Below are 25,407 nucleotides of genomic sequence, written 5' to 3' on the forward strand. Positions count from 1 at the left end.
ATGAACAGTCCTTTAACGATTCCAGTAAAGAACGCATTGAGCCACATCGTTGTGGTAGGCAACGGTATGGTCGGGCAACACCTCGTCGAGCAATTAGTGCAGAAAAACGCGCATTTGGAGCACCGAATTACCGTGATTGGTGCAGAGCGCTTTATCGCGTATGACCGTGTACAGTTGTCCTCTTTGTTTGCGGGTAAGTCTCATGATGATTTGATGCTGAGTAACCAAGAATGGTACGACATGCATGGCATCCAACTCGTACTTGGCAGCCAAGTAACAGGCATCGACAGAGAGCAAAAGCGCATTCTGCTTGATGGTGAAGATGTGCTGGGTTACGACCAACTTGTGCTCGCTACTGGTTCGTACCCATTTGTGCCGCCAATTGAAGGTAAAGACCGCGACAACGTGTTTGTCTACCGCACGCTTGATGACCTTTCACAAATCAAAAAAGCATGTGAAGGCGCAAGAACGGGCGCAGTGATTGGCGGCGGCTTGTTGGGTTTAGAAGCGGCAAACGCACTTAAACTATTGGGGTTAGAAACTCACGTTATTGAGTTTGCACCTCGCCTGATGCCCGTGCAGTTAGATGATGGTGCTGGCTTAGTGCTAAAAGAGAAGATTGAAGCGCTAGGGCTAACCGTTCACACCTCAACGGGTACGGAACGAATCTGCGATGGTGAAACGGCTAAGCATCGTATGGTGTTTAAAGACAAAGATCCTCTCGAAGTGGATGTGATTGTCTTCTCCGCAGGTATTCGTCCTCAAGATGAGTTGGCAAGGCTGGCTGAGCTAGAAATAGGCGAGCGAGGCGGCATTGTGATTAATAACCAATGCCAAACCAGCGATGAGAACATTTACGCGATTGGCGAATGTGCCCTTTGGGAGCAGAAGATCTTTGGTTTGGTCGCTCCCGGTTACACCATGGCGAGAACCACTGCCGATGTCTTGACTGGTATGCCGAGCGAAGGTTTTAAAGGTGCAGACATGAGCACCAAACTCAAGCTGCTTGGGGTGGATGTGGCGTCTATCGGCGATGCACAAATGCAAACTGAAGGCGCACAGGAAATGGTGTTGCAAGATGCGGTTGCAGGTATCTACAAAAAGCTGGTGGTTGATGCGAGCGGTACCCAATTGCTCGGTGCGATTCTCGTTGGTGACAACAGCGATTACGATGCGCTCTTACAGTGTTATTTGAACAAAACGGTCCTGCCAGGCCACGTGGCGAACCTGCTGTTTGATATCGGAATGTTAGATGGAGAGATGCCAGACAGCGCCATCATCTGTTCTTGTCACAACGTCACAAAAGGCGACTTAGTTGCCGAGATTCAAGCCGGCACTACCAACCTGACGGACCTTAAAGCCAACACCAAAGCCGGTACTGGCTGTGGTGGCTGTAGCAATATGGTCAAGTCGGTATTGGATACTCAACTGGCAGCCATGGGGGTAGAGGTTAACAACCACCTTTGTGAGCACTTTGAGTTAAGTCGCCAAGAGATGTTCCATATTTGCCAAGTAGAACAGATTAAAGACTTCGACACCTTAATTGCACTGCATGGCAAAGGGCATGGGTGTGATATCTGTAAGCCGACAGCGGCATCTGTGTTTGCTTCTTTGTGGAATGAACACATCATGGAGCCACAGCATCAATCTCTACAAGATTCTAACGATGCCTTTATGGCTAACCTGCAAAAAGATGGCTCCTACTCGATAGTGCCTCGTGTTCCGGGCGGCGAAATTACACCAGACAAACTCATTGTGCTCGGCGAAGTTGCTCAGCAATATGATCTGTACACCAAGATCACTGGCGGTCAGCGAGTGGATTTATTTGGTGCGCAGTTAGAGCAACTTCCTGAAATCTGGCAAACCTTAATTGATGCTGGTTTTGAAACAGGGCACGCCTACGGCAAATCGGTGCGCACCGTGAAATCTTGCGTCGGTTCTACTTGGTGTCGCTATGGTGTTGATGATTCGGTTGGATTAGCCATTGAGTTAGAGAACCGTTACAAAGGATTGCGAGCGCCCCATAAGCTTAAGTTTGCCGTATCGGGCTGTACTCGCGAGTGTGCAGAAGCGCAAAGTAAAGACATTGGGGTGATCGCCACTGAAAACGGCTGGAATCTATATGTTTGCGGTAATGGCGGCATGAGACCAAGACACGCTGATTTGTTTGCATCCGACTTATCCAAATCAGAGTTGATCACCATGATTGACCGAGTTTTGATGTTCTACGTCAGCACAGCTGATCGCTTGCAGCGTACGTCGGTGTGGATGGAGAACATGGAAGGGGGCTTAGACTACCTTAAACAAGTGATTTTGGATGACTCTCTCAACCTATGTGACTCATTGGATGAGCAAATGGCGCGAGTCGTAGATACCTATCAATGTGAGTGGAAGAGTACGCTGGATAATCCTCAAAAATTGCAACGCTTCCGTCCTTTCTTGAACAGCACGTCGGGCAGCAAAGTTTTACCGTACCAACGTGTGCGCGGTCAGCGTATTCCGGTGAAACAGGAGGTGTAAATGGCAGCTTTAACCAAAGTGAAATTGTGTCAGCTTGATGATCTAATGCCGTTCATCGGTGCCACAGTGTTGATTGAAGGCGAGCATGTCGCGTTATTCTACATTCCTGATAACGGTGTTTACGCTGTTCAGGATTGGGACCCAATTGGTAAGGCTTATGTGATGAGTCGAGGGATTGTCGGTGATATCGCTGGTGAGATGTGTGTTGCATCACCGCTATACAAACAACACTTCAGTTTAAAGAGTGGGCAATGTTTGGAAGACGAAGCGCACTGTCTAAAAACCTGGCAAGTAACGGTCGACGATAATCAGGTTTGTTACTTACTCGAAGAATGATCCTCGAAGTTCTTTAGTCTGCTCGATATGAGTAAATTCTTAGCTGAAGAGACAAGCGAATAAATCTCCAGAGACAGCACAGTATGGCTCTGGAGCTTTTAATTATTTGGAAGGGTTCACTTGTAGTTCGGTATAGCCAGTCGAGTCGTCCATCGCTCTAGTGAACTCAAGTTCTGAGTAAGAATGGATGATCAATTCTGCGGTAGTATCAATCACTGTGCCTTCTAGCAAATGCCCACCCCAAACTCGTCCTTCACGATCAGAGACCGAGATATGAACGTGTTGATGTTCAGGCGTTAAGGTTCCCATCACAGAGACGATTTCAAATGGATTTTGTTTGGTTAACGTACTCTCTGCACCTGCCAAACGAAGGTTGAGCTGAGAGATACAGCCAACGCATGAAGCAATCGAACCTGCTTTGATACCGTGCTTCTCGACCCATTTCGCTAGGCTCAGCTTTAAGTCCATGCCTTTGGTAAGACGTACTGCTATCACTTCAATCGACATGTCACTTCCTAATCAAAACCAGCAAGCAGGAAAGCGCGGTATCCAAGTCGGCATAACGTTTGGCTTTGCCAAGTACGCGCATACCTTGCATGTTGTTGAGAACAAAACGAGCGAGCTCTTCTGGTTTCAACGTTTTCGGCACTAAGGTTTCTTTTTGCGCATTGGTCAGCGCATCCGCAATGATGTCGATAAGATGGTCAAATAAGAAATGCCCTTTACGCAGTACGTCATCGTCTTCACCTGCATGCTCAATCAACGCATTTTGGATAAAACACCCACAGCTGCGTTTGCGTTGCAGATCAGCAAAAGATTTAAGGAACGATTCCAACTCAGGTAAGGACGCGTCGTCTTTTTCCAAATCATTCAGTGACGGTAGCGAGACCTTTTTCAAGTAGGTATCAAGCGCTTCGTAGTAGAGCTGTTGCTTGTCACCATAGGTGTTGTAAAGACTGAAGCGGTTGATGTTCAGTTCGTCTGTGAGATCCGAGATAGACGTGTTCGCAAAGCCCTTGCGCCAAAACACATCCATAGCCACGAGAAGCTTTTCATCTCGGTCGAAGTTGGCTTTTCTTGCCATAAATTACCTGCCTGGGTCTGCTTATCGGGTAATTAAATTGCTTTGGAGGGATGGTACAGAGAACCTCTAGCGTTCGTACTGAACCAATATGATGAATACCCATCTATTCTTGGGTATCAGCCTCCAAATTCATGTGAACTCACAAACGGCATCAAAAATCTCGCTCAGCAAACAGACCCAAAACTGTTTGAAAATTTTTGATAGTGAAGTTCTTGACTGATCGTTTATAAACTGGCTACAGTATATCCTAACCAATCGGTTAGAAAAAGATAAAAGGATGTGAAATGAAGCTCTATGAAACCGCAATGACTCCAAGTTGTAAGCGAGTTAGCATTTTTCTAAAGGAAATCGGTGGCGAGGTTGAGCGAATTGCGCTGAACGTTCGTGAGGGCGATAACCTATCTGAACCGTTTAAATCGAAAAGCGTGAATGGCAAAGTGCCTCTGCTGGAACTGGATGATGGTACGACGATCTGTGAAAGTGTGGCGATTTGTCGTTACTTAGATGAAGCGTTTGAAAATGATCTGGCGCTGTTTGGTGCTAACCAGCTCGAACGTGCTCAGGTGGAAATGTGGCATCGTGTGGTGGAGTTCCAAGGACTAAATGCGGCATTTCAGGCGTTTCGAAACATGACCGGAGTTTATGGAGACAGAGAACGTTGCGTTGAAGCATGGGGCGAAGAATCAAAACAACGCGTCTACGAATTTCTGCCTGTCTTAGACAAGCGCCTTGAACATAATGATTTTATCGCCGTAGACCATTTTACTATCGTCGATATAACAGGCTTTATTTTGATCAGTTTCGCAATTAAAGGCCTAGAAATTGATGTGCTATCGACGTCGCCAAACATTGCTCGATGGTATAACCAAATTTTAGCTAGACCTGCATTTCAGAGTTAATGTATTGCAGCGAGTGGATGATAGCTCGCTGCTACCACCTTACCGATTCTTAACTCAGCAGGATATTCAAATTTTTTCAGATTTTTCTTATTTTTTCTCCTATCGCCTATAATTGGAAAACAACCTCAATTTGCTTCGTTGCGTTTTAGAGCCTTGAGCTCTTGGTCCGTAGACGCTCTCTTTCATCATGGAAAGTCTAATAATAGACAAGGAGAGGTCATGAGTATTCAAGTGAAAACTATCAATAATATTCTAATAGCCCTGTTAATGGTTTCGGTTTTTGGTCTATTCGCACTGTACCTCAATTACATACAGCAGAATGAACAGATTGAAAGGCTGCAAAGTCAGTTAATCGAAAAAGAGCATCAGATACTAATTTCTAATGAAGCGTTGTCTTACACTCGATATCAACACCAATTATTAGCCGAAGACTACAGCCGTTTTAGAAATGAGCAGTCAGTGACTAGTGTTTTGCGTTAGCCAGTATAGCAACCGTATTAAGGAGGAAGATGAAACCCATTCTTTTGGTCGATGACAGTAAAACAGTACTGCTTTACATCAGCAGTGCATTGGAAAAGCAAGGCTATGAAGTGGTTGCAGTTGAAGACGGAAGAGCGGCGCTTGAAGTGCTAACCCACCGCCCTGATATTCAGTTTGTGCTGAGCGATTTAATGATGCCTAGAATTAATGGTATTGAATTGTGTCGCCAATTAAAATCTAAAGTTAGCGAACGTTACATTTTCTTTGTTCTACTGTCTTCTAGAAATGACCAAAGTTCGATCGTGAAAGGCATTGATGCTGGCGCAGATGATTTCGTAGATAAGAAGACGTCTGTAGAGGAACTTCAGGCCAGAATCCGTGCGGGGTTTCGTACTTTAGAACTGCACAACAAACTCGTTGAGAGAAATAAAGAGCTAGATGCGGCCTATCAAACAATCCACCAAGACCTACAGTCTGCTAGTCATCTGATGGAGCAACTACTCCCTGCTGAATCAACTATTCAGAATGTAAATTTTAGCTATGTCTACAAACCATGCTCCCAGATTGGTGGTGATATGTTGGGGTATTTGGAGCTCGATGAACAACATGTTGCGTTTTATGTATTTGATGTTTCTGGTCATGGTATTTCTTCAGCTTTGATGGCTTTTTCTATTCAACAGACGCTATCTCAAAGTCAGGGGCCTGATTCGATCACGATGGAGTTGAGAGATGACGGCTATTGCGCAAGTGAGCCAGCATCTGTGATTGAACGGCTAAATCGGCGTTATCAGCAAACTAGAAACAGTCAACTTTACTTTACTATGGCTTACGCCATTCTTAACACAAAATCAGGGCGACTTAGCTATTGCACGGCTGGCCACCCCAGGATCTTAGTTTGGCGAGCGAGTACGAAAACGATGGAACAGATAGGTGACGATAACTTTATCGTTGGTGCAATGCAGCCGATGGAATATATCGGTAACCAAATTAGTCTAGATGAAGGCGATGCATTGTGGCTTTATTCGGATGGTTTGATTGAAGCGAGGCAGGGTGAGGAGATGTTTTCACTACAACGATTGGCATCGAGTATAAAAGCTGTTTGCACGCTGCCAGTTGAAGAGCAAGTGGGAGAGGTCTTTAAAAAAGTACAATCTTGGCACAACGAAGATGAGTTTGATGATGATGCCAGCCTTTTACAGGTAAAATGGCATGGTGAGAGGCTCGATTTTAAGGAAAAGAATGTCAAAGAGCGAATTTAAACGAACTTACGGGAGCTCCCTTACTCACTCACGAAGTGCGAGCAAAGACGTTGTTCGGTTTTTGATGGGTCATCAAATCCCCTTAAATGCAATTCAATCATTGGAGCTTTGTGTCGTTGAGCTCATGAATAACGCTTATATTCATTCTTACAGTGAAATAGAAGGTCAGCCAATTGAAGTGGAGTGTAGGGTTGGGGATGACCAAGTGTCCGGTTTCGTGGAACTTAGAGTCTCTGATTGCGGAGCGCCGATCAATGAAAAGACGTTCATCCAACATAAAAATAAACAGATTGAGGCACCTAACTTAATGGATGACGATAGTTGGTCCTCCTCTGGTCGCGGACTGATGTTAGTCGCTCAATTATCTGACCTGTTTAAATTGGAAAAAGGTTTCGAAAACAATACGTTTGTTGTAGTGAAAAGGAATTGGGAGAGAAACTAACAACCAAGCAAAGTCGATTTGCTTCACTTGGTCCCTAGCGTTAATCTGACGGTGGCGTTGTATATCATTGTTATTTTGTATTCGTTGTTGGTGCTGGTGATAGTAACGCCTCCAACTCTTCTGGTGTTAGGATATCACTGATGTTTAACATATTACTTTCATCATCTAGCGCCATCTTTGTACGGCTAAGTAAGTACCTTTTTTGAGTTGGTGTTAGGTCTTTGAGAGACTCAATCAACTCCCTGAAATTGCTATTATTCATTGCCATATTTCCCCCAGTTAAGCCTTGAATTTCTTTATTGCATATTCTTCAAGTAAGCGAAGATTTGTTGATTAATTGCAGCTAGCTCTTTAGTAACTATAGCTATATCTGAGCTATCTGGCGCTGTATCGTTTCTGGTTTTTTCTTCTATTCTTTGAAACGCAATGACCGCGGTGTCTTCTCCGAAACTCTCTAGAATGCCTTTTAAACTATGAGCTAATAGATAGAGTTCTGACCAACATCTGCTTGCATATAGCTCATCTATACGCTCTATATCATTCGTGTGATCTTCAAGGTATGTAGAAAAAACAGTGACGATCAGATCTACGTCGTTATCCATGTATGTATTGAGAACATCAAAATTAATCATGTATACCCCTATTAAACGTTGAGGTAGAGGAATGTTTCGGATAATGAAGGCTTAGCCGAAGGTATGAATGGCATAACCAGTATTTGAGCAGAAATAGTTTGCTTGTCGCTTGAGATAAACTTACAAAAAGAAAGTCATTGTTAAAGATATTTTGACTTATATCCAAACGGCAATGGTCGAAATGTAGGGATGAAAAAACTTCAACTCGCGTGTTTTTAACACAAGTAGCAAAGGGGACGTTTCCAAGTAAAACGCCGAGTCGGTAAGTGTCTTGCAGTCCTAGTTTAAGGCTATCGTTACATACGGACGCCAGACGTTCGCCAACTTTGACTATTCCTTCAGTCAAGGCTAACTCTCCTCATTAAGTACAAATATAAATTAGCAATCTAGTTGCATATTGGCAAGTAATCTGCGGCAAAAAAGGGACTCGCGTCCCTTTTGTATTACTAGCTTTGCTTAGAGTCCTGTTCTATTTGCTTCATAAGCTCGTTGGCTTTCTGCATAGCGCGTCTTGCGCTTGAAGTCCTTCGCTTATTAAGTAATATATCGGAGAAGCGTAAGTATTTATCAGCAGTTTTGAATCTTAAATCGTTAACATCCTGAAAACCAATAGGAAAGTTTTTCGAGAACAGATCCACATCCTTCACCAAGTTATCGAGATGAGTTGTCGTCCTTGCCTTTTCTAGGCGAGAATAAAAGTTTTCAAACTCTTCTTGGAACAGGATTCTAGCGGCATCTTCTGGAAACGGTAGAGGGCTGTTGGAATCTAGCGCTGTCTCATATAATTTCATTTCAAGCACTGCATCTTTCATCGCATTACTTATCTGTAAGTTCTCTTGATGCTCTTCTACGTTTGAAAAGAAGGTGTTCCCAACCTTAATAAGAGCAACAAGTGCAGCTGCGTCTTTCTTTTTGAGTGCTTCAGTGAGGTGCTGACCGAAAACATCGCTAGATAACGAACTTGGCGTGAAAGGATAACCTTGATGAATCTGATTTAACTCATCCTTGAGCTCATAGATGGATTTATTGCCGTCTTCTTTACTGTACCGAGACTTTTCAAGTTGACTGTTGATTTGCCTTGCTATCGAAAGTAACGTGGAGTGCTTGCTTGACTGAATATCTAAGGCAAGAACTTCTATTTTATGTGAGTCAGGGTAGTAGGTTTTTGCTTTATCAAGTATGGACTCAATTTCATCATAATTCGGGTAGTTGTTGGCATCAGAATTCAAAACCTGATCAATTTCAGATTCAAACTCGCTTAGAATATAGGTCTTGTGTAAGCGTAATAAGCCAGCCTTAACGACTGGATGTAAGCTTTTTTCACTATCAATCAGTGCCAAACTTTTTTCTGCTGGCGTATCAAGCTGCCACTCTTGTCCGGCAATTTGATCATTTTGCTTGCTAATAACGGTTTCCAAAGTGGCGATGGTTTCTTGTTGCTGCTGATAACCAAATACAATGCCGCTAACTAATAATATACTCGCTGCCGCGCCGCTAGCAATAGGCCAATAGCGCATATTCAATTTGCGTTTCAACTGCTCAGGGGTCAGCTCGTACGGAATGATGCCAGTTGAAAATACGCTTGAAAATATTGGCCACTTAGATGCAGGCATGTTAGTTGGTTTAGAGACCTTGATCTTCTTTTTGAGAGCTTCATTAACTGGAGTTCTTGCGTAAGGGTGTTTGCAACTCAATAACTCGTAAGCAATACAAAATAGAGCAAACATATCGTCGCTTAAGTTCGGTTCCTTACCGGATAACAGGTTGAGTGATGCATAGTTGGGAGTATAACCAAGCGTTTCAACATTTTCGGATTTACGTTTAGCCGCATATTGATCCTGCTTTAATTGATGAGTTTTAGATACACCAAAATCAAGCAGCTTAACGTTACCCTCAGACGTTAAAATCACATTAGCGGGCTTTAGGTCGGCGTGCACTACACCAAGAGAGTGAGCATATGAGAGTGCATCGAGTACCTGATTTAGGATTGATAAAGTTGCATTAAACTTCAGCCCATGGGGCCTAGAACGCTGTATTAAACTCTCTAATGTTTCTCCGTTAATATACTCCATAACTAAAAAGTATATTTCGCCATCAACACCAAAATCAAAAACCCTAATGATATTAGGGTGGCTTAACCTTTGAGTTTGTTGAGCTTCACGTATTAACATGCGTGCAGTCTCTGGTTGAGAAGCAAACTCTTTCTGTAATATTTTTAACGCAACGTAGGGTGTTTCTGAACCTGAAGATTCAAGAATCTTATCTTTAGCTAAGTAAACATCGCAAAGCCCACCATGCCCAATAACCGACTCAATTTCATACCGATTTTTAACGGTCGTTCCTATTAAGCTTTCGTTAATAGCATCTTTGTTATTATTTAATGAGTCATCTTTATTGTTTTTTTTCTTATTAACTAACGGAGTGTTTTCTTTTTGAGACAGTTTTGTATTTGTTTCATTTTTATTTTTAACGGAGGTTTCATTATTAGTGAGTTTAGTTGTTTTAATTGCATTGTCTCGTTTTTGAGTCTTTACAATTTTAGTTTTATCTCCGCTTTCTTCGTTATTTATAGAATTGTTTTTATTACTGTCTTCCATCACAAGAACTCCGTATAAATGATGGGGGAATATATACCTTTCTGCTCAATGAAAAGTCATTATGTTAGAATTTCTCGGCCAAACTAACATTCGTTTTTTTATTGATGAAAGTCTAAGTGTCAAAAATTTGAACTTGGTTGGATAATTAAAATTGTTGAACAATACGTGATTGCTTTGATAAAAAAATGATTCATTATTCCGTGCATGATTTTCAATGGCAGTATTAAGGTTTTTATTAATCTTACTGTTAATAAGAAAGCAGTTAATAATAAAATTAAAAATAATATCTAGCAGGTCTTTGGCGAGGTTTACATGAAGTTGGTTTTAACCATAACAAGTTTTCACAAATTTACTCCAGAGATTGAGAGTGAGTTCGTGTTTGAATCAAGTGATGAACATGCCAAGGTTACATTTGGTAGGTCTGAACAATGTGATTGGACACTACCAGATCCTGAAAGAGTGGTATCCGGAACCCACGGAGAACTGATTAAGTTTGGTGACAAATACTTGATAAAAGACCTCTCAACGAATGGTACTTTTGTAAATAATGCTGTAACTCCTGTGGGTCAAGGAAATGAAATAGCACTAAGCAATGATGATATGGTTAGCTTAGGGGATTATCAAATTTCAGTTTCTGTTCAAACAGATACAGATGTATTCAGCCTTGAGACAAGTAAAAGTCTTTCTAGCGCCCCCCCTGAAGTAGTCTCAAGTCCATCGGAAGAGGAATTTGTTGACCTAGGCCTTAGTGCTAGTGAACTCTTAAACGAAAGTGTTCCTTCTGACTTTCAGCTAGATATTGGTTTAGTCGATGATTTTATTGATATCCCAAAGCCCGAAAAACAGAGCACCGTATCTGAAACTTTACCGAAAGTTGACCGACAATCAGAACACCTATCGACTCCCAACTTTGATACCAATGGGGGTGAACTTGCGGCTTTTGTTAGAGGGGTGGGTATAGATCCAATGATGATTCCCAGCGATAACCGAGAGGAATGGTTTGAGCAACTGGGGGAGTCATTTTCTTTGATGCTAGTTGGTTTAATGGAAACGCTGCATAACAGAGCAGTGTTTAAACAAACAAATCGACTTAGTCATACCGCATTTCGTAAGTCAGAAAATAACCCTTTAAAGTTTTCTGCAAACTTAGAAGATGCGATTCATAACTTATATAACCGTCAAACCGCTAGCTTCTTAAAGCCAAATGCAGCCATTAAAGAAGCATTTAATGACATCGAAAGTCATGAGCAAGCCTTAATGAAAGGTGTTGAAGGTACGGTTTCGAGTGTTATGTCACTTGTTGAACCTACTTCTATATACTCAGATGCTTTAGCGAAAGACACGGTTATCAATAAGGTTATTCCAGCTAGAAAATATGCTCAAAGTTGGAAGAGGTTTGAGGATATTCATGAAAAGTTATCCGATGATATTATCAATAAAGAGTCTCCGTTCTATTTAGAAGACTTCGCTAAGCACTATGAATTAGCATTAAAAAACAAAGGCTAGGAATTAGGGTGATGAAAAAGTTTTACCAATATATTTTGTTATTAATTTCAATGGCTTTATTTGGGTGCTCAGCAGCGAACCTAGTTGTTGATCCATACTCAGATTTAGAAATAGCAGCAAGTCATAACATTAATCCTGATTCAAACGGCAGGCCTTCTCCTGTAGTGGTGTATGTATTTGAATTAACGTCAAATACCATTTTCGAAAGCCAGGACTTTTTTTCTATTTATGAAGAAAGTGAAAAAGTCTTAGGACCTGATTTAGTGAATAAATATGAAGTTTCATTAACTCCAGGTCAGAAAGAAACATATCAAGCAAGTATGTCTCCAAAGACAGAATATTTAGGCATTGTCGTCGCGTTTCGAGATATTGAAAACTCAAATTGGCGACAAGTCATTAAAGTGGATAAGACCGGTTACAACACATATCAAGTATTGTTAGAAGATCTGTCTTTGGTCGTTAAATAACGTTTAGTTGGCTAATTATAAATGACGCAATACTCCAAGACGGCTTGGTGCGAAGGAATGTTTTTACGTCCCCAGCACTTCCAACAACAAGAACGCGCAACCTCTCAAGAATTCAAGGGCTTACATCAGTTAGGTGGGGCTTACAATTGGGGAGTTTGGAAATGTCGAGTAAAAAAACACGCGCTAAAAGATGGTCTTATTGAACTTGAGCATCTTGAAGCTGTTTTGCCAGATATGACGTTGGTTAATACGTTAATATCCAACGATTCAGTTTCGCCTCTACTTATTGATAAAAACACTGAAAATACGTTAGTAAAAATAACTCTCCCTCTTTCAAGTGTTACAGGTAAAAACGTTTCGGATGTAAGCGAATCGATCGTCTCTCGTTATGTACTTCAAGATATCGACGTGATAGATAACCTTACAGGACAAGATGAAGAAACCATCCAAGTTGCAGCCCTCAACCTTGAGTTGAAAGCGAGTAATGACAAATTAGCGGGTTATGTGGAGTTACCTATCTTAAGGATCAAAGAGGTAACTCCTGAAGGGGAAATTATACTAGACGATGAGTACGTTCCTCCGCTTATCAATCTCCTGAGCGATAAAGTTATGTCAGCTTATCTACGTAACGTTATCGCGATGACAAAGATGCGTGCTGACGTTATTGCGCAGCGCTTGATTAAGGGCAAATCTGCATCGGCATCTGCTGTTGATTTCATTATGCTCCAAATGCTGAACCGATATGAGGCTAAGTTAAAGCATTTCAGTGAGTTAGATAGGTTACATCCACTGGAATTAGCGACGACACTTAAAGGTTACATTGGTGAGTTAGCCACTTTTTCTAATAAAACTAAAAGAGTCCCAAGTTTGCTTGCGTATGATCACTTAGATGTATCAAGTGTCTATAGCGAGTTGAATCAGATACTCAGTCAGTACCTCAGTGTTGTTCTTGACCAAACTGCGACCAAACTTCCGTTGGAGCCTCGCCAGTACGGTATTCAAGTGACGCCACTTCCAGATAAACGCTTGCTTGAGTCATGCCAATTTGTGCTAGCAATTAAAGCAGATACCACAACAGATGAAATAAGACGCCTGGTCCCAGCGCAACTCAAGTTTGGCCCGGCAGAACAGATTCGCGATCTAATTAATAATCAGATCAACGGTATAAACGTAGTGCCGTTGAGTGTCGTCCCGAGACAGGTTCCTTACCAAACGGGCTATGTCTATTTCGAAGTTGTCAAGAAAGGGCCATTTTGGATGAGGCTAAAAGATAGTGGCGGTATTGCGCTTCACCTATCAGGGCATTTTCCGAATGCTGAACTTGAGCTTTGGAGTATTAATCAATAGGCGCGCTCAGTATGGAACAAACGATCGTAAAACCAACACCGGGTGGAAGAGCACCCGCATCGAAACCACAATCAGAAAAGTCACTGGATAATACCGTAGTTATCTCAAAAAGCCCTGAATTGGTGAACAATGATTCAGTGGTCGCTTATGGGAATAACTCTCTACTAGCAGAGGCGAATGGCCTGTTATCTATTATCGGTCAAATTCGGTCGACAGCGACTCATTCCGATCCGTTGTTTCTAAAAGAGACATTGGCACAAAAGCTTAGAGATTATGAGAACCGATTACGTCAGCATGACGTTGATTTGGATACCATTGATACAGCTCGTTATTGTTTATGCTGTTCACTAGATGAAGTTGTCCTTAACACCAATTGGGGTGGGAGTTCATTCTGGAGTCACGATTCATTACTCAGCTCCTTCTATGCTAGCAGTCAAGGTGGGGAAGCGTTCTTTAAGCATCTTGATAAGTGCATGGCGAAACCAGATGTGAACTTAGATTTGCTTGAACTAATGTATGTGTGCTTATCTCTCGGGTTTCTGGGTCAATACCGTTTAGAAAAAAATGGACTGGAATCGCACCGGAAATTGAGAAGACAGGTTATTGCTACTCTTAAGTCTTATGGGAGAGGAGTCCCTCAGGAGCTAAGTAATAGTATCGACCAACACATTTTGAATGGCTCAAAGGCTTCTGATAGAGCCCCTCTTTGGGTTGTATGTTCTGTAACGGCGGCATTATTGGTCTGCATATATATGTATTTTAGCTATGAGCTAAATAAGGCATCCAATCGCACCTTTTCTCAATTAGTCAATTTGATTCAACCGCAACAACTTAACCAAGATGCAACGTCAGAATCAAAATCAGCGCCAATTGCAGAAAAGATTTCAATGTATCTAGCAACTGAGATCGGTAAGGGGCTAATCAATGTTGAGCCGCTGCAAGACAGGGTAAGAATTTCGTTAAAGTCTCAAGATCTATTTGAATCAGGTAGTGCTGATGTTGTCGCTTACATCCAACCCGTTATTTCTAAGCTTGCGAGAACATTGGAGTCGACCCAAGGCAAGATCATTGTTACTGGTCACACCGACGATAGGCCTATTTTCACGAGTAAATATCCCTCGAACTGGCACCTATCATTAGCTCGAGCCACTGCTATGTCTGAACAACTGATCTCGAATAGTGCATTAGAAGGGCGAGTGATCCCCGAGGGATTGGGGGATGCAAGACCATTAGTTGAGAACAGTAGTGATGAAAACCGAGCTATTAACCGCCGGATTGAAATCGACCTTCTTGTCGCGAATTAATAATAGGTAGATAGAGATGCGTATTAAAGAAATTGGCAGAATATTTACTCAAAGATGGTTTCTCGGTCTTATCGGCGTCGCTGCTTGTTCTATTTTCATTTGGGTTGTTGGTCCACTTATTACGATAGCGGGATATGAGCCCCTAAAGAGTGACTTTCAACGGCTAGTCACTATTCTAGTGTTGGTGTTGCTTTGGGCGATATTTAACGTTACCAAGCAGCATAAGCAAAAGGTGAAAGAAGACGAAAGTATTCAAACGTTGCTTGAGGTTGATAGCCAATCAGATAAAGAAGCAGCAAGTGAAATTGACTTAATGCGCGAGCGTATTGAGCAAGCTGTCAAAGTAGTGACGAAAACACACAAAGGCAAGAGAAGCTTGTATGACTTACCGTGGTATGTGTTGATTGGCCCTCCTGGAACGGGGAAAACAACCGTATTAAAGCAGTCGGGGTTAGAGTTTCCATTAGGAGACAGCCTTGGCTCTGACTCTATTGCCGGTGTAGGTGGCACTCGCCACTGTGATTGGTGGTTTGCAAATAAAGCAGTTCTTATAGATACGGCTGGCCGGTATACGACACAAGACAGTCAAGAAAAGGTCGACTCTAAAGCGTGGCATGGTTTCTTAGGATTGTTGAAAAAGTATAGAACGCAAAGACCAATTAATGGTGCGATTGTTACGATAAGTTTAGCCAGCGTGATGTCTCAGACTCGAACCGAGCGAAGTCTTCATGCTCGAGCAATTAAGTCGAGACTTCAAGAACTGAAAAACCAGTTAGGCATGCAGTTTCCGATTTACGTATTGCTCACCAAAATGGATTTAGTTGCCGGTTTCAATGAGTTCTTTGCCGATTTAAGTAAGGAAGAGCGAGAGGAATTATTTGGTTTCATGTTCCCTCGTGAAGTGGATGATGAAAGAGGCGTTATTTCTCTATTCAACAAAGAATTTCATGGCATGTTGGAGCGCCTTGATGCCCGTATGCTTAGAATACTTGAAACAGAGGACGATTTAGATAAACGCGCGCTTATCTTTGAATTTCCAAAGCAATTAAGAGTGCTACAAGCTAATCTTGACGAGTTTTTAGCTGAAATTTTTGCACAAAACAGTTTTGAAGAGCCTGCCTTGATTCGTGGTGTGTTTATGTTGAGTTCGGTTCAAGAAGGCTTACCAGTCGATAAGCTGATGAATGAATCAACCAATGGACTTGGGTTAAATCGTTTAGCTCTAGCAAAGAGTCAGACTGGTTCTCATAGTTATTTCGTAAAGAATCTTTTTGACAAGGTTATTTTCAAAGAGCAACTGTTAGGAACAGTTAATCGTCACTATCAAAAGCAGTCAGGTTGGATGCGTCGAGGTGTTTACATTGGATGTACAACGCTACTGCTAGGAGCTTCTGCGCTTTGGTTTATGAGTTATAAGTGGAACTCACAGTTAATTGTCGATACCAATGAACAAGCGAGCCATATTGATGCAATGATTGGCGCTCAAAGTTTAGATTTTGAAGCGGATATTGTTTCAGCTGTAGAAACATTAGATAAGTTGATGACGCTTCCTCTCGGAAAGCAAAGCGACTACGGTGATGCCGACTCTGTAAAGAGGTTTGGTCTCTATCAGGGAGACAAAGTGTCTCAGGCGGCAAACAATGCATATTCTGATGCTTTGACCCAATATTACGCCCCTCTGCTTCTTGATAGCTTGGTGTCAGAAATGGAGAGCAATCAACAGCATCGTGAGTATTTGTACGAAACGTTAAAAACGTATTTGATGTTATTCAATCCAGACAAATATCAACAAGATGAAGTGTTGGCTTGGTTTAACTTTTATTTCGAACGTCAATATCCGGGTGAGCTAAACGCAGACTTAAGAAGACGTTTGCTACAGCACACTCAATATTTATTAGGCAACGATGGACAAGGCTTTACTTACAACACTGCTGCCGTTACGAGTGCTCGAGAAGTGTTGACTCAAATGTCTCTACCTGAACGTGCTTATCAGCGAATGAAAATACAATTTTCTAAGAGTCATGTACCTTCATTTCGCTTGACTGATGTATTGGGACCTAAAGGGCTTGAGCAGTTCGAGCGAGCTAGTGGAAAACCGCTATCACAAGGCATTTCGGGTTTCTACACGTACAATGGTTTTCATAGCATTTTTCAGATTCAGATCAACCGTACAGTAAAAAGCCTAATGGAAGAGAACTGGGTTTATGGTGACGATCTTAAGGCTCATGAAATTGATCAAGATAGTGCCATCCAAGGCGTTCAGTCTCGATACTATCAAGATTATGTTAATGAATGGAAAACGTTGATCGAAGATATTCAATTGAAGCAGGCTCCGAGCCTAGAACTTGCGACAGAGCAAGCGAGGGTTTTATCTGGAGTTGAAAGACCAATCGAATCTTTGTTGAGAGCAATCCAAAAAGAGGTTGCTCTATCAAAAGTATCATTGTCAGAAAATCAAAAAGCCGCTTCTGAAGTTGCTGGTAAAGTTGCCAAAGTTAAGTTTTCAAATACGGCAGATAGACTAGACATGTATTTACCTGAAGAAAACGGCTTCAATGTTGCTCTGCCAGGTAAAGAAGTCGAATCGCATTTTTCAGAGATCTTACGCCTTGGTGAGCAAGACTTTGATGATATTCAACAAGCAATGGTTAACTTGCGTTCGTATTTAAGTGACTTATCAAGCTCTGGTAACAATCAGAAAATTGCCTACAAAAGTATTTTAGATGGAACCGTTACACAAGATGTCGCAGCTTCCATTGCTCGTGCTAAAGAACTTTTGCCGAGACCATTTAATCAATGGCTAGGTGAGCTTTCTCAAGAGTCGGTTAAGTTTGCGGAGAGCGGTTCGAAGGATCATCTAAATCAACTTTGGGTAACACAGGTGGTCCGCCCTTATCAGCGGACTATTGCTGGCAGATATCCATTCGAGCCCAACGCGAGCAGAGAAGTTAGATTGAAAGACTTTAAGCGATTCTTTGGTTATGGAGGTACGCTTGACGCATTCTTCCAAGAATACCTCGAACCGTTTGTGGATACTTCGAAAAGTCGTTGGCGATTAGAAAAGGAAATTGGAGTTCGTCCAGAAACACTAATGGTCTTTCAAAGAGCGCAACGTATCAGGCAGTCTTTCTTTGAATCTGATAATTCATTACGCGTAGAGTTTGGGATGAAGCCTGTTTATCTAGACCAGCACATTACTCGATTTGTCTTAGAGTTGGGTGGACAAGATTTGGTTTATAAGCATGGACCAGCAAGAGCTAAATCGTTGAGTTGGCCTGCCGGTCAAGATCAGACTCGAATTGTGTTCACACCACCTGAATCTAAACGCGAAATTGCGCATACCTATGAAGGTGAGTGGGGCATATTCAAGCTTTTGGATCAATCACTCAAGGCAAGGCCAGAATCGCGTAAAGACAATATAGTTATGATTGATTTAAAGGGAAATAAGGTGCAGCTAGAGCTTATTCCTTCTAGTGCCATTAATCCGTTTTGGTCAAATGAAATGGAGAGGTTCAGATGTCCACGAACCTTGTAACATCAGGCTGGGGCTATATCGGTAAAATGCCTGCAAAAGGGGACTTTGTGAAAGATGGTTTATCACAAGATTTCTCGGAGCGTTGGCATGATTGGCAACAGGCGGTTATTGCAGTCAGCAGGGAACAACTGGGTGAAAGCTGGAATGAGCACTTTTTAACGGCTCCTGTGTGGCACTTTGCTTTGGATATTAGCTATTTAGAAGACTCAACCTACATTGGTAGCATGATTCCTAGTGTTGATGCATGCGGTAGATACTTTTTCTTTACTATAGCTCGTGCCGTAAAAGGTGAAGCTGCTCAATATTGGGGTGACAGAGCTTGGACAGAGGACAGTGCCGCTCTTGCTCTTTCAGTACTTGAGGACGACTTTGTCTTTGATGTTTGGCATAAGAGTACTCAAGAAAAAAATGACCTCGTTGCGAATGTAACAAGTGAAGTGAGGCCTCTAGAGTTTCTTTATCAAAGCGAAATATCTACAGTTTTTCATGATCACGGCAATACTGATCAAAATACGCTTTTGAATTACCTCATTAAAGAAAAATTGAGTAAACCATGTTTTTGGTGGACTGAAGGTTCAACGAAGGTTGAACCATGCATGTTCATTACTAGTGGATTTCCTTCAATTGGTCAGTTTTCAGCCATGCTTGATGGCGGCTGGAAAAAGTGGAATTGGTAGGATAGAAGAATGAATTGGAACTATTTTACCTTTGCTAAATCGCACGCAGGAAAAGTACGCCCTTATAACGAGGATGCTCTGTTGGATATGACAGAGCAGCATATTTGGGTGGTTGCCGATGGAATGGGTGGACACAGTGCTGGCGATATAGCAAGCCAGATGCTAGTGGATAGAGTCGCGCGCCACATGCAGGATGTCTCCAATACTAATATCGATGATATCCGAAGAGTGGTTCAAGAAGCGAACTTAGAAATTTACCAATACGCACAAAATCACTTAGACGGTAAAACGATGGGAACAACACTTGTTTTGTTGTTTATTCAGGATGGGTATTACCACTGTCTTTGGGTGGGTGATAGCCGAATTTACCAGCTTAGAAGTGGTAATTTTGTCCAAAAAACACGTGATCATAGTCAAGTCATGGACTTAGTGGATCAGGGCTTATTGGCATTTGAAGATGCCGAATCGCACCCTCTTGCAAATGTTATTACCAGAGCTGTTGGGGTCGACGAAAGTGTCACTATTGATCAAGTTTCAGGGCAGTTGGCTGACGGCGATCAGTTTCTACTCTGTAGCGATGGACTCTCTAAGGAACTTACGAGTGATGAAATTCATCGGACATTGTATGCAGACTCAGTCAACCAAGCTGGATTAGCGCTCATGCATTCGGCTTTGGTTCGGGGCGCAAGTGATAACGTAACTTGTGCTTTGATCAAAGTTCGCCAAGCGCAAACGGAGTGCGAAACAGTAACTAGAGAAGACGCGACGATACCTGTCTTTCTAAGAGGGAGAGCTTATGAGTAATGAAATGTTTGATTGGTATGAACAAGCGTTGGCTCCTATATCTCAAGAAAATCCTACAGGTATTGATCCTAGAGAGGATGTATCACCACAGTCTGCTTACTATCGGTTGAAAGATCAGCGTATGGCCGCCCGCAACGCTGAACGTAATGCTCTTATAGAAGAAGAAAGTATCTATACCCACAGTAATTTATGGCGAGTATTTATTGAAGATGTCCCAGAAATACTCACGAATCAGTCTAAAGATTTGGAATTTGTTGCCTGGCTTATAGAAGCCCTAACTCGATTGTATGGTTTTCGTGGTATGGGCGTTGGCTACAAACTCGCAACCAGTTTAATTGAGAACTTTTGGGATGATCTGTACCCAATGCCTGATGAAGATGGTATTGAGACAAGAATATCGGCGATTATTGGCCTCAATGGTATCGATAGTGAAGGAACACTTATTTTTCCAATTGCTTGTATACCATTGACTGACTTAGGCGTGGAGCAAGCTTATGCCTATTGGGAATATCAGCAAGCTATAGAGCTTGAGCGCTTAGACGAAGATAAGCGCCGAAATCGAGTCGAGCTTGGGGCTGTTGAGCTATCTGAAATTATAACTACGGTTAAGTCGACTTCTGATACGTTTTATCAAGAATTAATCACGGATTTGGAGTTCGCTACAGAATCATTTAATGAATTCAGTCAGCGATTAGACGAAGCGGTCGGTGATGTGACTCCTAGCTCTTATATATCAAAAAGACTCGAATCAATACACTCGGCATTAAAGCACCTTCTAGGAGATCGTTTCAATCAACCACAAGCCGTGTTTGAAGAGCTAGAGGATCTTGATGAATCTTCTTCTGAACAACCGTTAAGTTCACAAAGTTGTGATGCATTATTAGCGACAAACATGAAATCACGAGAGCAGGCAATTAGACAATTGCAGCAAGTAGCTGATTTCTTCCGAGAGAGTGAACCTCACTCACCAGTTTCTTACTCCATCGAACAGATTATTCGTTGGTGTGGGATGCCTCTGCCGGAGTTACTGGCGGAACTTATCTCCGACGGGGATGCAAAGAAAAGCTACTTCCGTTTGGTTGGCATAGCAGAACAAAATGAAAATTAATAAAGGGAGAATGGTATGACGAGTATCCACTCGAAACTATCACGAGTACGGAAGCCTCGTGTCCACATTACCTATGATGTTGAAACTGAAGGTACGACTCTTAAGAAAGAACTGCCTTTTGTTGTAGGTGTAATGGGTGACTTCGCTGGTCAAAACACAGAAGCGTTGAAGCCATTAAAAGACCGCCGTTTTATTCAGATAGATCGAGATAACTTTGACGATGTACTCAAAAAAATGAATCCATCGGTGAAGTTTAAAGTTGCGAATAAGCTTGCGAATGACGATTCACAGTTTGAGGTCGATTTAAACTTTAAATCAATGCAAGACTTTGAGCCTGCTGCGATCGTAAATCAAGTTGATCCACTACGCCAATTGATGGAAACGCGTAATAAACTGCGTGATTTGATGACAAAAGTTGACCGCTCAGAAGAGCTTGAAAATATCCTAGAGGATGTTTTGAACAATACAGACAATCTGGCAAGACTTGCAGGCGAGTTAGATCTTGGCAAGAAAGCGAAGTCAGACAGTACTGAAGGAGCGGAATAATGACGACTGAAGCTGAAAAACAGTTAGATCCAACTGTTAATGAACAGACAACTTCATTCTTAGATCAAGCTATTGGTGCGACTAAGCAGACCGAAGCTTCTCGTGCTGAGGAGCTGATTAAAACGCTCGCTGAAGAAGCAATGAAAGGGACAGTTACTTGGAACAAAAACCTAACAGTAACTTTTCGTGAAGCGATTAATTTGCTCGATAGGCAGATTTCTGATCAGTTGTCTGAAGTAATGCATCACCCAGAATTACAGAAACTCGAAGGTTCTTGGCGCGGCTTAAATTATCTAGTGATGAATTCAGAGACCAGCTCTACTCTGAAAGTTCGCATGATGAGCATGACCAAGAAAGAGCTACATAAAGACTTGAGCAAAGCTGTTGAGTTTGATCAAAGCCAGATCTTTAAAAAGGTTTACGAGTCTGAGTTTGGTAGTGCTGGTGGTGAACCGTATGGTGCATTGATTGGAGACTATGAGTTTACCAACCACCCAGAAGATATTGAGTCGTTACGCCTAATGTCAAATGTAGCGGCTTCTGGCTTCTCTCCATTCTTGTCCGCAGCTTCACCAGCACTATTCGGCTTTGATGAGTGGACTGAGTTGTCAAAACCACGCGACCTAGATAAGGTATTTGAATCACTAGAATACGCCCAATGGCGTTCGTTCCGCGAGAGTGCCGATTCGCGCTTCGTTAGTCTGACGATGCCAAAAGTCCTTGCTCGTTTGCCATACGGACAAGCTACCGCTCCAGTCGAAGAGTTTGGGTTTGAAGAGTTCGAAGTAGATCCTGTTTCAGGTATTGCTGTTAACGCTGAACATAACGGCTACTGTTGGATGAACTCTTCGTATGTTCTTGGTGTTAAGTTAACCGACGCATTTTCAAAATATGGATTTTGTACTGCCATCCGTGGTGCAGAAGGCGGCGGTCGAGTGGATAACTTGCCAACGCATTTCTTCATGAGTGATGATGGCGACCCTGATATGAAGTGCCCAACAGAGATTGGTATTACCGACAGACGTGAGGCGGAGCTTGGTAAGCTTGGTTTCTTACCGCTTTGTCACTACAAAAACACCAACTATGCAGTGTTCTTTGGTGCGCAAACCTGTCAAAAACCAGCGAACCATGAATCCCCTGAAGCAACGGCCAATGCGGCCATTTCTGCCCGCCTACCTTATATGATGGCAACATCTCGTTTTGCGCATTATTTGAAAGTAATGGCTCGAGATAAAATTGGTAGCTTTATGGAAGCAGAAGACGTTGAGTCTTGGCTGAACCGCTGGATCCTAGGTTACGTCAATGCTTCTGAAGGCGGTGGTCAAGAGATCAGAGCGAAATACCCTCTAGCAGACGCTCGTGTTCAGGTTAAGGAAATTCCTGGCGCACCTGGTTCTTACAATGCCGTAGCATGGCTGAAGCCTTGGTTACAAATGGAAGAACTGACCACATCTTTGCGACTTGTGGCAAAGATCCCTCAGTCAGGTGGATAAGAAATGAATTGGCTGGTCGAAAGGCCAGCCATGACCAATCTTTATGTTCTAGATGGAATTAGCAGTGTCACTTAACTTTCGCGACCCTAGCAAGCTAAAACATGAGTTCAGTACCGGAGGCTATGCTGAACTTGATAGCCCGTGGTTGACTCGATTCAATGAATCTTCTGATCTTGTAGCGTCAGCGCGAATTTGGCTAGAAGGTACACGTTCAAGAGATTTGGACAGCTTTCGTCATAGTGTGATGAACACAATTAACCGCATTGATGAGCTATTAGAATCTCAACTAAATGAAATATTACATCATCCTGAGTTTCAACAGCTCGAAAGGGGGTGGGTTGGAGTTAGGTATTTATGTGAACAGGTTGATTCTCGTTCATCGGACTCTGTAAAAGTTAAGGTTTTAACGGCGACATGGAATGAAATCAGTAAAGATGCTTTAAAAGCCATCGAGTTTGACCAATCAGCACTATTTAAGTTGCTCTATCAAAATGAATATGGCATGGCAGGGGGAGAACCCTTTGGTGTGGTGGTTGGAGATTATCAGCTTCGCTGTGATCCTAGTAAAAATTATTTTGATAGAGATCTGTCTGTGTTGAGTAAGATCTCTCAGTCTGCAGCTGCAGCATTCAGCCCATTTATCATGTCTGCATCGCCAGAGATGTTTGGTGTTGATAGTTTCGCTCAACTCTCTGCGATAAGAGATATAGCAGCCCAATTTGAACAGGAAGATTATGCAAAGTGGCGTAGTTTGAGAGATAACGATGACGCTAAATTTATTGGTTTGACTGCACCTAACGTCTTGTTCCGTCAGCCATACAAAAGTGATGGCTCGCGGAATGATAAATTCAATTTTCAAGAACACATCTACGACTCCAACCGAGATTTGCTATGGGGGAGTAGTGCGTACTGTTTTGCTGCTGTATCAATTAGAGCATTTCAGGAACATGGTTGGTTCACGCATATGCGAGGGATTAAACAAGGCGATTACAGTCAGGGTATTATCGTCGCTCCTACAAGGAGCACGATGCGTGTTAATGGCAAGAATGATCGTGAAAGATGTCCGTTAAACTTGAAAATCACTGAGAGAAAAGAACAAGAATTGTCTGAGTGCGGTTTTATTTCTATTTCTCCAATACCTGAGACTGATATGGTAGGGATGACCTCGAATGTATCTCTCTACAAGCCCAAACAATACGCAGAAAAGCATATTTCAACGAATGCAAAACTGACATCGATGTTGCAATACACATTGTGTGTATCGCGAGTCGCACATTATCTCAAGGTTATGGGGCGTGACAAAATTGGTGGGTATCAAGACGCAGAAAGCCTAGAGCGTGACTTTCAACGCTGGTTACATCAGTACACTACCGCATCAGATGAAGCGTCTGATGAGCTTCGAGCTAAATACCCCCTAAATGAAGCGAAAATTACAGTTCGAGAGAAAAGAGAAACTCCTGGACATTATTACTCAGTTATCCATTTGCGACCGCATTTTCAACTCGATCAAATGGTATCTAGCATTAAATTAATTACCGAATTATCACCAGAGCACATGGTGTAAGGAAATAACAATGACTCAATGGAAAAATGCTTTGTCCCAAGGCCTATTGCAACACGCTCTAGAGCAATTAATTGATGAAATTAAAGCAACACCTAAAGATGCGAGCTTGAGAAGTTCCTTCATTGAGCTTCTGTGCATTGATGGGGACTTCGAGCGTGCGGACGCTCAGCTCATGCAATCGATTAAATTGTTTCCTGAGTATCTGCCTGGTGCAAGTCAGCTACGACATTTAGTGAAAGCAGCTCAAGCTAGAAAGGATTTTATCAATGGTGTGGCTAGTGCCAAAGTATTAGGTGATGAGGAATTAACTAAAGAGCTTGTTCGATTTAATCTTGCTCTCGGAAATCAAGAGTACGAAGAAGCGTCACGTCTATCGCATCGCATTGAAGAGCATCGTACTATTAAAGGGTTTAACGTAAACGGCACAAACTACGAAGATGCTAGAGATATTGATGATCGTTTAGGTGGTTACATTGAACTGTTTTCTACAGCAGGTAACTATTTTCTTGTACCAATATCGAGCATCCATACGCTAGAAGTTAAAGCACCTACTTCTTTGTTAGAAAGTATTTGGCGACCTGTCGAGTTTGATATCGATGGACTTGGTGAAGGCGAAGGCCATATGCCTTTGACGTATGTCGACTCAGAGACCGATGCGCAAAAGTTAGGTCGAGAAACGGATTGGAAGCAGATTGGTGAGCAAGAATCTTTTGTTGGCTTGGGTCAAAAATGTTGGTTAGTCGGTGATTCAGCGCTTCCAATCTGTGATTTGACTACATTATTAGAACAGAAACAAATAGCGTAGAA

General features: G+C 42.3%; 23 protein-coding genes. 18 read left to right on the top strand and 5 right to left on the bottom strand.

Features of this window, described 5'->3' with window-relative positions:
- Both nirB and nirD read left to right on the top strand, forming a co-directional pair.
- Nucleotides 1-2,520 (top strand): nitrite reductase large subunit NirB, encoded by a 2,520-nt coding sequence (gene nirB, locus R7Z47_RS03775; protein ID WP_213886011.1) that lies wholly within the window; start codon nt 1-3, stop codon nt 2,518-2,520.
- Entirely contained in the window at nt 2,521-2,856 is a 336-nt protein-coding gene (gene nirD, locus R7Z47_RS03780; RefSeq protein ID WP_213871148.1) for a nitrite reductase small subunit NirD, read from the top strand.
- Between the two features lie 102 nt (nt 2,857-2,958).
- Here nirD and R7Z47_RS03785 read toward each other — a convergent pair whose 3' ends face one another.
- Both R7Z47_RS03785 and R7Z47_RS03790 read right to left on the bottom strand, forming a co-directional pair.
- Complete coding sequence (locus tag R7Z47_RS03785) at nt 2,959-3,363, bottom strand: PPC domain-containing DNA-binding protein (protein WP_213886012.1); 405 nt, start codon at nt 3,361-3,363, stop codon at nt 2,959-2,961.
- A gap of 1 nt (nt 3,364) precedes the next feature.
- Nucleotides 3,365-3,940: a TetR/AcrR family transcriptional regulator gene (locus tag R7Z47_RS03790; protein WP_009701863.1), complete on the bottom strand. Its 576-nt coding sequence runs from the start codon at nt 3,938-3,940 to the stop codon at nt 3,365-3,367.
- 284 nt (nt 3,941-4,224) lie between these two features.
- Between R7Z47_RS03790 and R7Z47_RS03795 the strand changes: the two genes are divergently transcribed.
- The 4 genes from R7Z47_RS03795 to R7Z47_RS03810 all read left to right on the top strand — a co-directional run bounded on the left by R7Z47_RS03795 (nt 4,225) and on the right by R7Z47_RS03810 (nt 7,020).
- Nucleotides 4,225-4,839 (top strand): glutathione S-transferase family protein, encoded by a 615-nt coding sequence (locus tag R7Z47_RS03795; RefSeq protein ID WP_005375905.1) that lies wholly within the window; start codon nt 4,225-4,227, stop codon nt 4,837-4,839.
- A 219-nt stretch (nt 4,840-5,058) separates the two neighbouring features.
- The gene (locus R7Z47_RS03800; protein ID WP_053303685.1) at nt 5,059-5,319 is read left to right on the top strand and encodes a hypothetical protein; all 261 of its coding nucleotides are present in this window, start codon (nt 5,059-5,061) and stop codon (nt 5,317-5,319) included.
- 29 nt (nt 5,320-5,348) lie between these two features.
- A complete protein-coding gene (locus tag R7Z47_RS03805) occupies nt 5,349-6,578 on the top strand; it encodes a PP2C family protein-serine/threonine phosphatase (protein WP_213871146.1) in 1,230 nt (409 codons plus the stop codon).
- 64 nt (nt 6,579-6,642) lie between these two features.
- Entirely contained in the window at nt 6,643-7,020 is a 378-nt protein-coding gene (locus tag R7Z47_RS03810) for an ATP-binding protein (RefSeq protein ID WP_246542892.1), read from the top strand.
- 70 nt (nt 7,021-7,090) lie between these two features.
- On the opposite strand, the gene R7Z47_RS03815 is transcribed toward R7Z47_RS03810, so the two are convergent.
- From R7Z47_RS03815 to R7Z47_RS03825, 3 genes are all read right to left on the bottom strand, one after another.
- The gene (locus R7Z47_RS03815) at nt 7,091-7,282 is read right to left on the bottom strand and encodes a hypothetical protein (protein WP_025767706.1); all 192 of its coding nucleotides are present in this window, start codon (nt 7,280-7,282) and stop codon (nt 7,091-7,093) included.
- A 34-nt stretch (nt 7,283-7,316) separates the two neighbouring features.
- Nucleotides 7,317-7,652, bottom strand: a complete 336-nt coding sequence (locus R7Z47_RS03820; RefSeq protein WP_025767707.1) for an Hpt domain-containing protein — start codon at nt 7,650-7,652, stop codon at nt 7,317-7,319.
- Nucleotides 7,653-8,098: 446 nt separating this feature from the next.
- Nucleotides 8,099-10,249, bottom strand: a complete 2,151-nt coding sequence (locus R7Z47_RS03825; protein WP_318129831.1) for a serine/threonine-protein kinase — start codon at nt 10,247-10,249, stop codon at nt 8,099-8,101.
- Between the two features lie 312 nt (nt 10,250-10,561).
- On the opposite strand from R7Z47_RS03825, the gene tagH reads away from it, so the two are divergent.
- Genes tagH through R7Z47_RS03885 form a run of 12 tightly spaced genes read left to right on the top strand, consistent with a single transcriptional unit; the run spans nt 10,562 to nt 25,405 of the window.
- Nucleotides 10,562-11,755 (top strand): type VI secretion system-associated FHA domain protein TagH, encoded by a 1,194-nt coding sequence (gene tagH, locus R7Z47_RS03830; RefSeq protein WP_213871144.1) that lies wholly within the window; start codon nt 10,562-10,564, stop codon nt 11,753-11,755.
- 11 nt (nt 11,756-11,766) lie between these two features.
- The gene (gene tssJ / locus R7Z47_RS03835) at nt 11,767-12,222 is read left to right on the top strand and encodes a type VI secretion system lipoprotein TssJ (protein ID WP_017820223.1); all 456 of its coding nucleotides are present in this window, start codon (nt 11,767-11,769) and stop codon (nt 12,220-12,222) included.
- A gap of 21 nt (nt 12,223-12,243) precedes the next feature.
- Complete coding sequence (gene tssK / locus R7Z47_RS03840; protein WP_005387542.1) at nt 12,244-13,569, top strand: type VI secretion system baseplate subunit TssK; 1,326 nt, start codon at nt 12,244-12,246, stop codon at nt 13,567-13,569.
- An 11-nt stretch (nt 13,570-13,580) separates the two neighbouring features.
- Nucleotides 13,581-14,873, top strand: coding sequence for a type VI secretion system protein TssL, long form (tssL, locus tag R7Z47_RS03845; RefSeq protein ID WP_005387540.1), 1,293 nt, complete (start codon nt 13,581-13,583; stop codon nt 14,871-14,873).
- 16 nt (nt 14,874-14,889) lie between these two features.
- Nucleotides 14,890-18,408 (top strand): type VI secretion system membrane subunit TssM, encoded by a 3,519-nt coding sequence (tssM, locus tag R7Z47_RS03850; protein WP_213886013.1) that lies wholly within the window; start codon nt 14,890-14,892, stop codon nt 18,406-18,408.
- On the top strand, nt 18,390-19,085 hold the full coding sequence (gene tagF / locus R7Z47_RS03855; RefSeq protein ID WP_213886014.1) for a type VI secretion system-associated protein TagF: 696 nt from the start codon (nt 18,390-18,392) through the stop codon (nt 19,083-19,085). The genes tssM and tagF overlap by 19 nt, the downstream gene beginning before the upstream one ends.
- A 9-nt stretch (nt 19,086-19,094) precedes the next feature.
- The gene (locus R7Z47_RS03860) at nt 19,095-19,889 is read left to right on the top strand and encodes a PP2C family protein-serine/threonine phosphatase (protein WP_005375947.1); all 795 of its coding nucleotides are present in this window, start codon (nt 19,095-19,097) and stop codon (nt 19,887-19,889) included.
- Nucleotides 19,882-20,997: a type VI secretion system protein TssA gene (tssA, locus tag R7Z47_RS03865; RefSeq protein ID WP_053307735.1), complete on the top strand. Its 1,116-nt coding sequence runs from the start codon at nt 19,882-19,884 to the stop codon at nt 20,995-20,997. The genes R7Z47_RS03860 and tssA overlap by 8 nt, the downstream gene beginning before the upstream one ends.
- Nucleotides 20,998-21,012: 15 nt before the next feature.
- Nucleotides 21,013-21,543 (top strand): type VI secretion system contractile sheath small subunit, encoded by a 531-nt coding sequence (tssB, locus tag R7Z47_RS03870; protein ID WP_005375949.1) that lies wholly within the window; start codon nt 21,013-21,015, stop codon nt 21,541-21,543.
- Nucleotides 21,543-23,036, top strand: a complete 1,494-nt coding sequence (gene tssC, locus R7Z47_RS03875) for a type VI secretion system contractile sheath large subunit (protein ID WP_318129832.1) — start codon at nt 21,543-21,545, stop codon at nt 23,034-23,036. The genes tssB and tssC (R7Z47_RS03875) overlap by 1 nt, the downstream gene beginning before the upstream one ends.
- 52 nt (nt 23,037-23,088) lie before the next feature.
- Nucleotides 23,089-24,600 carry a type VI secretion system contractile sheath large subunit gene (gene tssC, locus R7Z47_RS03880; protein ID WP_053303680.1) on the top strand — a complete coding sequence of 504 codons (1,512 nt, stop codon included), beginning with the start codon at nt 23,089-23,091 and terminating at the stop codon, nt 24,598-24,600.
- A gap of 10 nt (nt 24,601-24,610) precedes the next feature.
- On the top strand, nt 24,611-25,405 hold the full coding sequence (locus R7Z47_RS03885; protein ID WP_203345464.1) for a type VI secretion system accessory protein TagJ: 795 nt from the start codon (nt 24,611-24,613) through the stop codon (nt 25,403-25,405).
- The last annotated feature ends 2 nt before the right edge of the window (nt 25,406-25,407 follow it).

The organism is Vibrio sp. 1641, from assembly GCF_033339995.1.
Taxonomy (GTDB): domain Bacteria; phylum Pseudomonadota; class Gammaproteobacteria; order Enterobacterales; family Vibrionaceae; genus Vibrio; species Vibrio alginolyticus.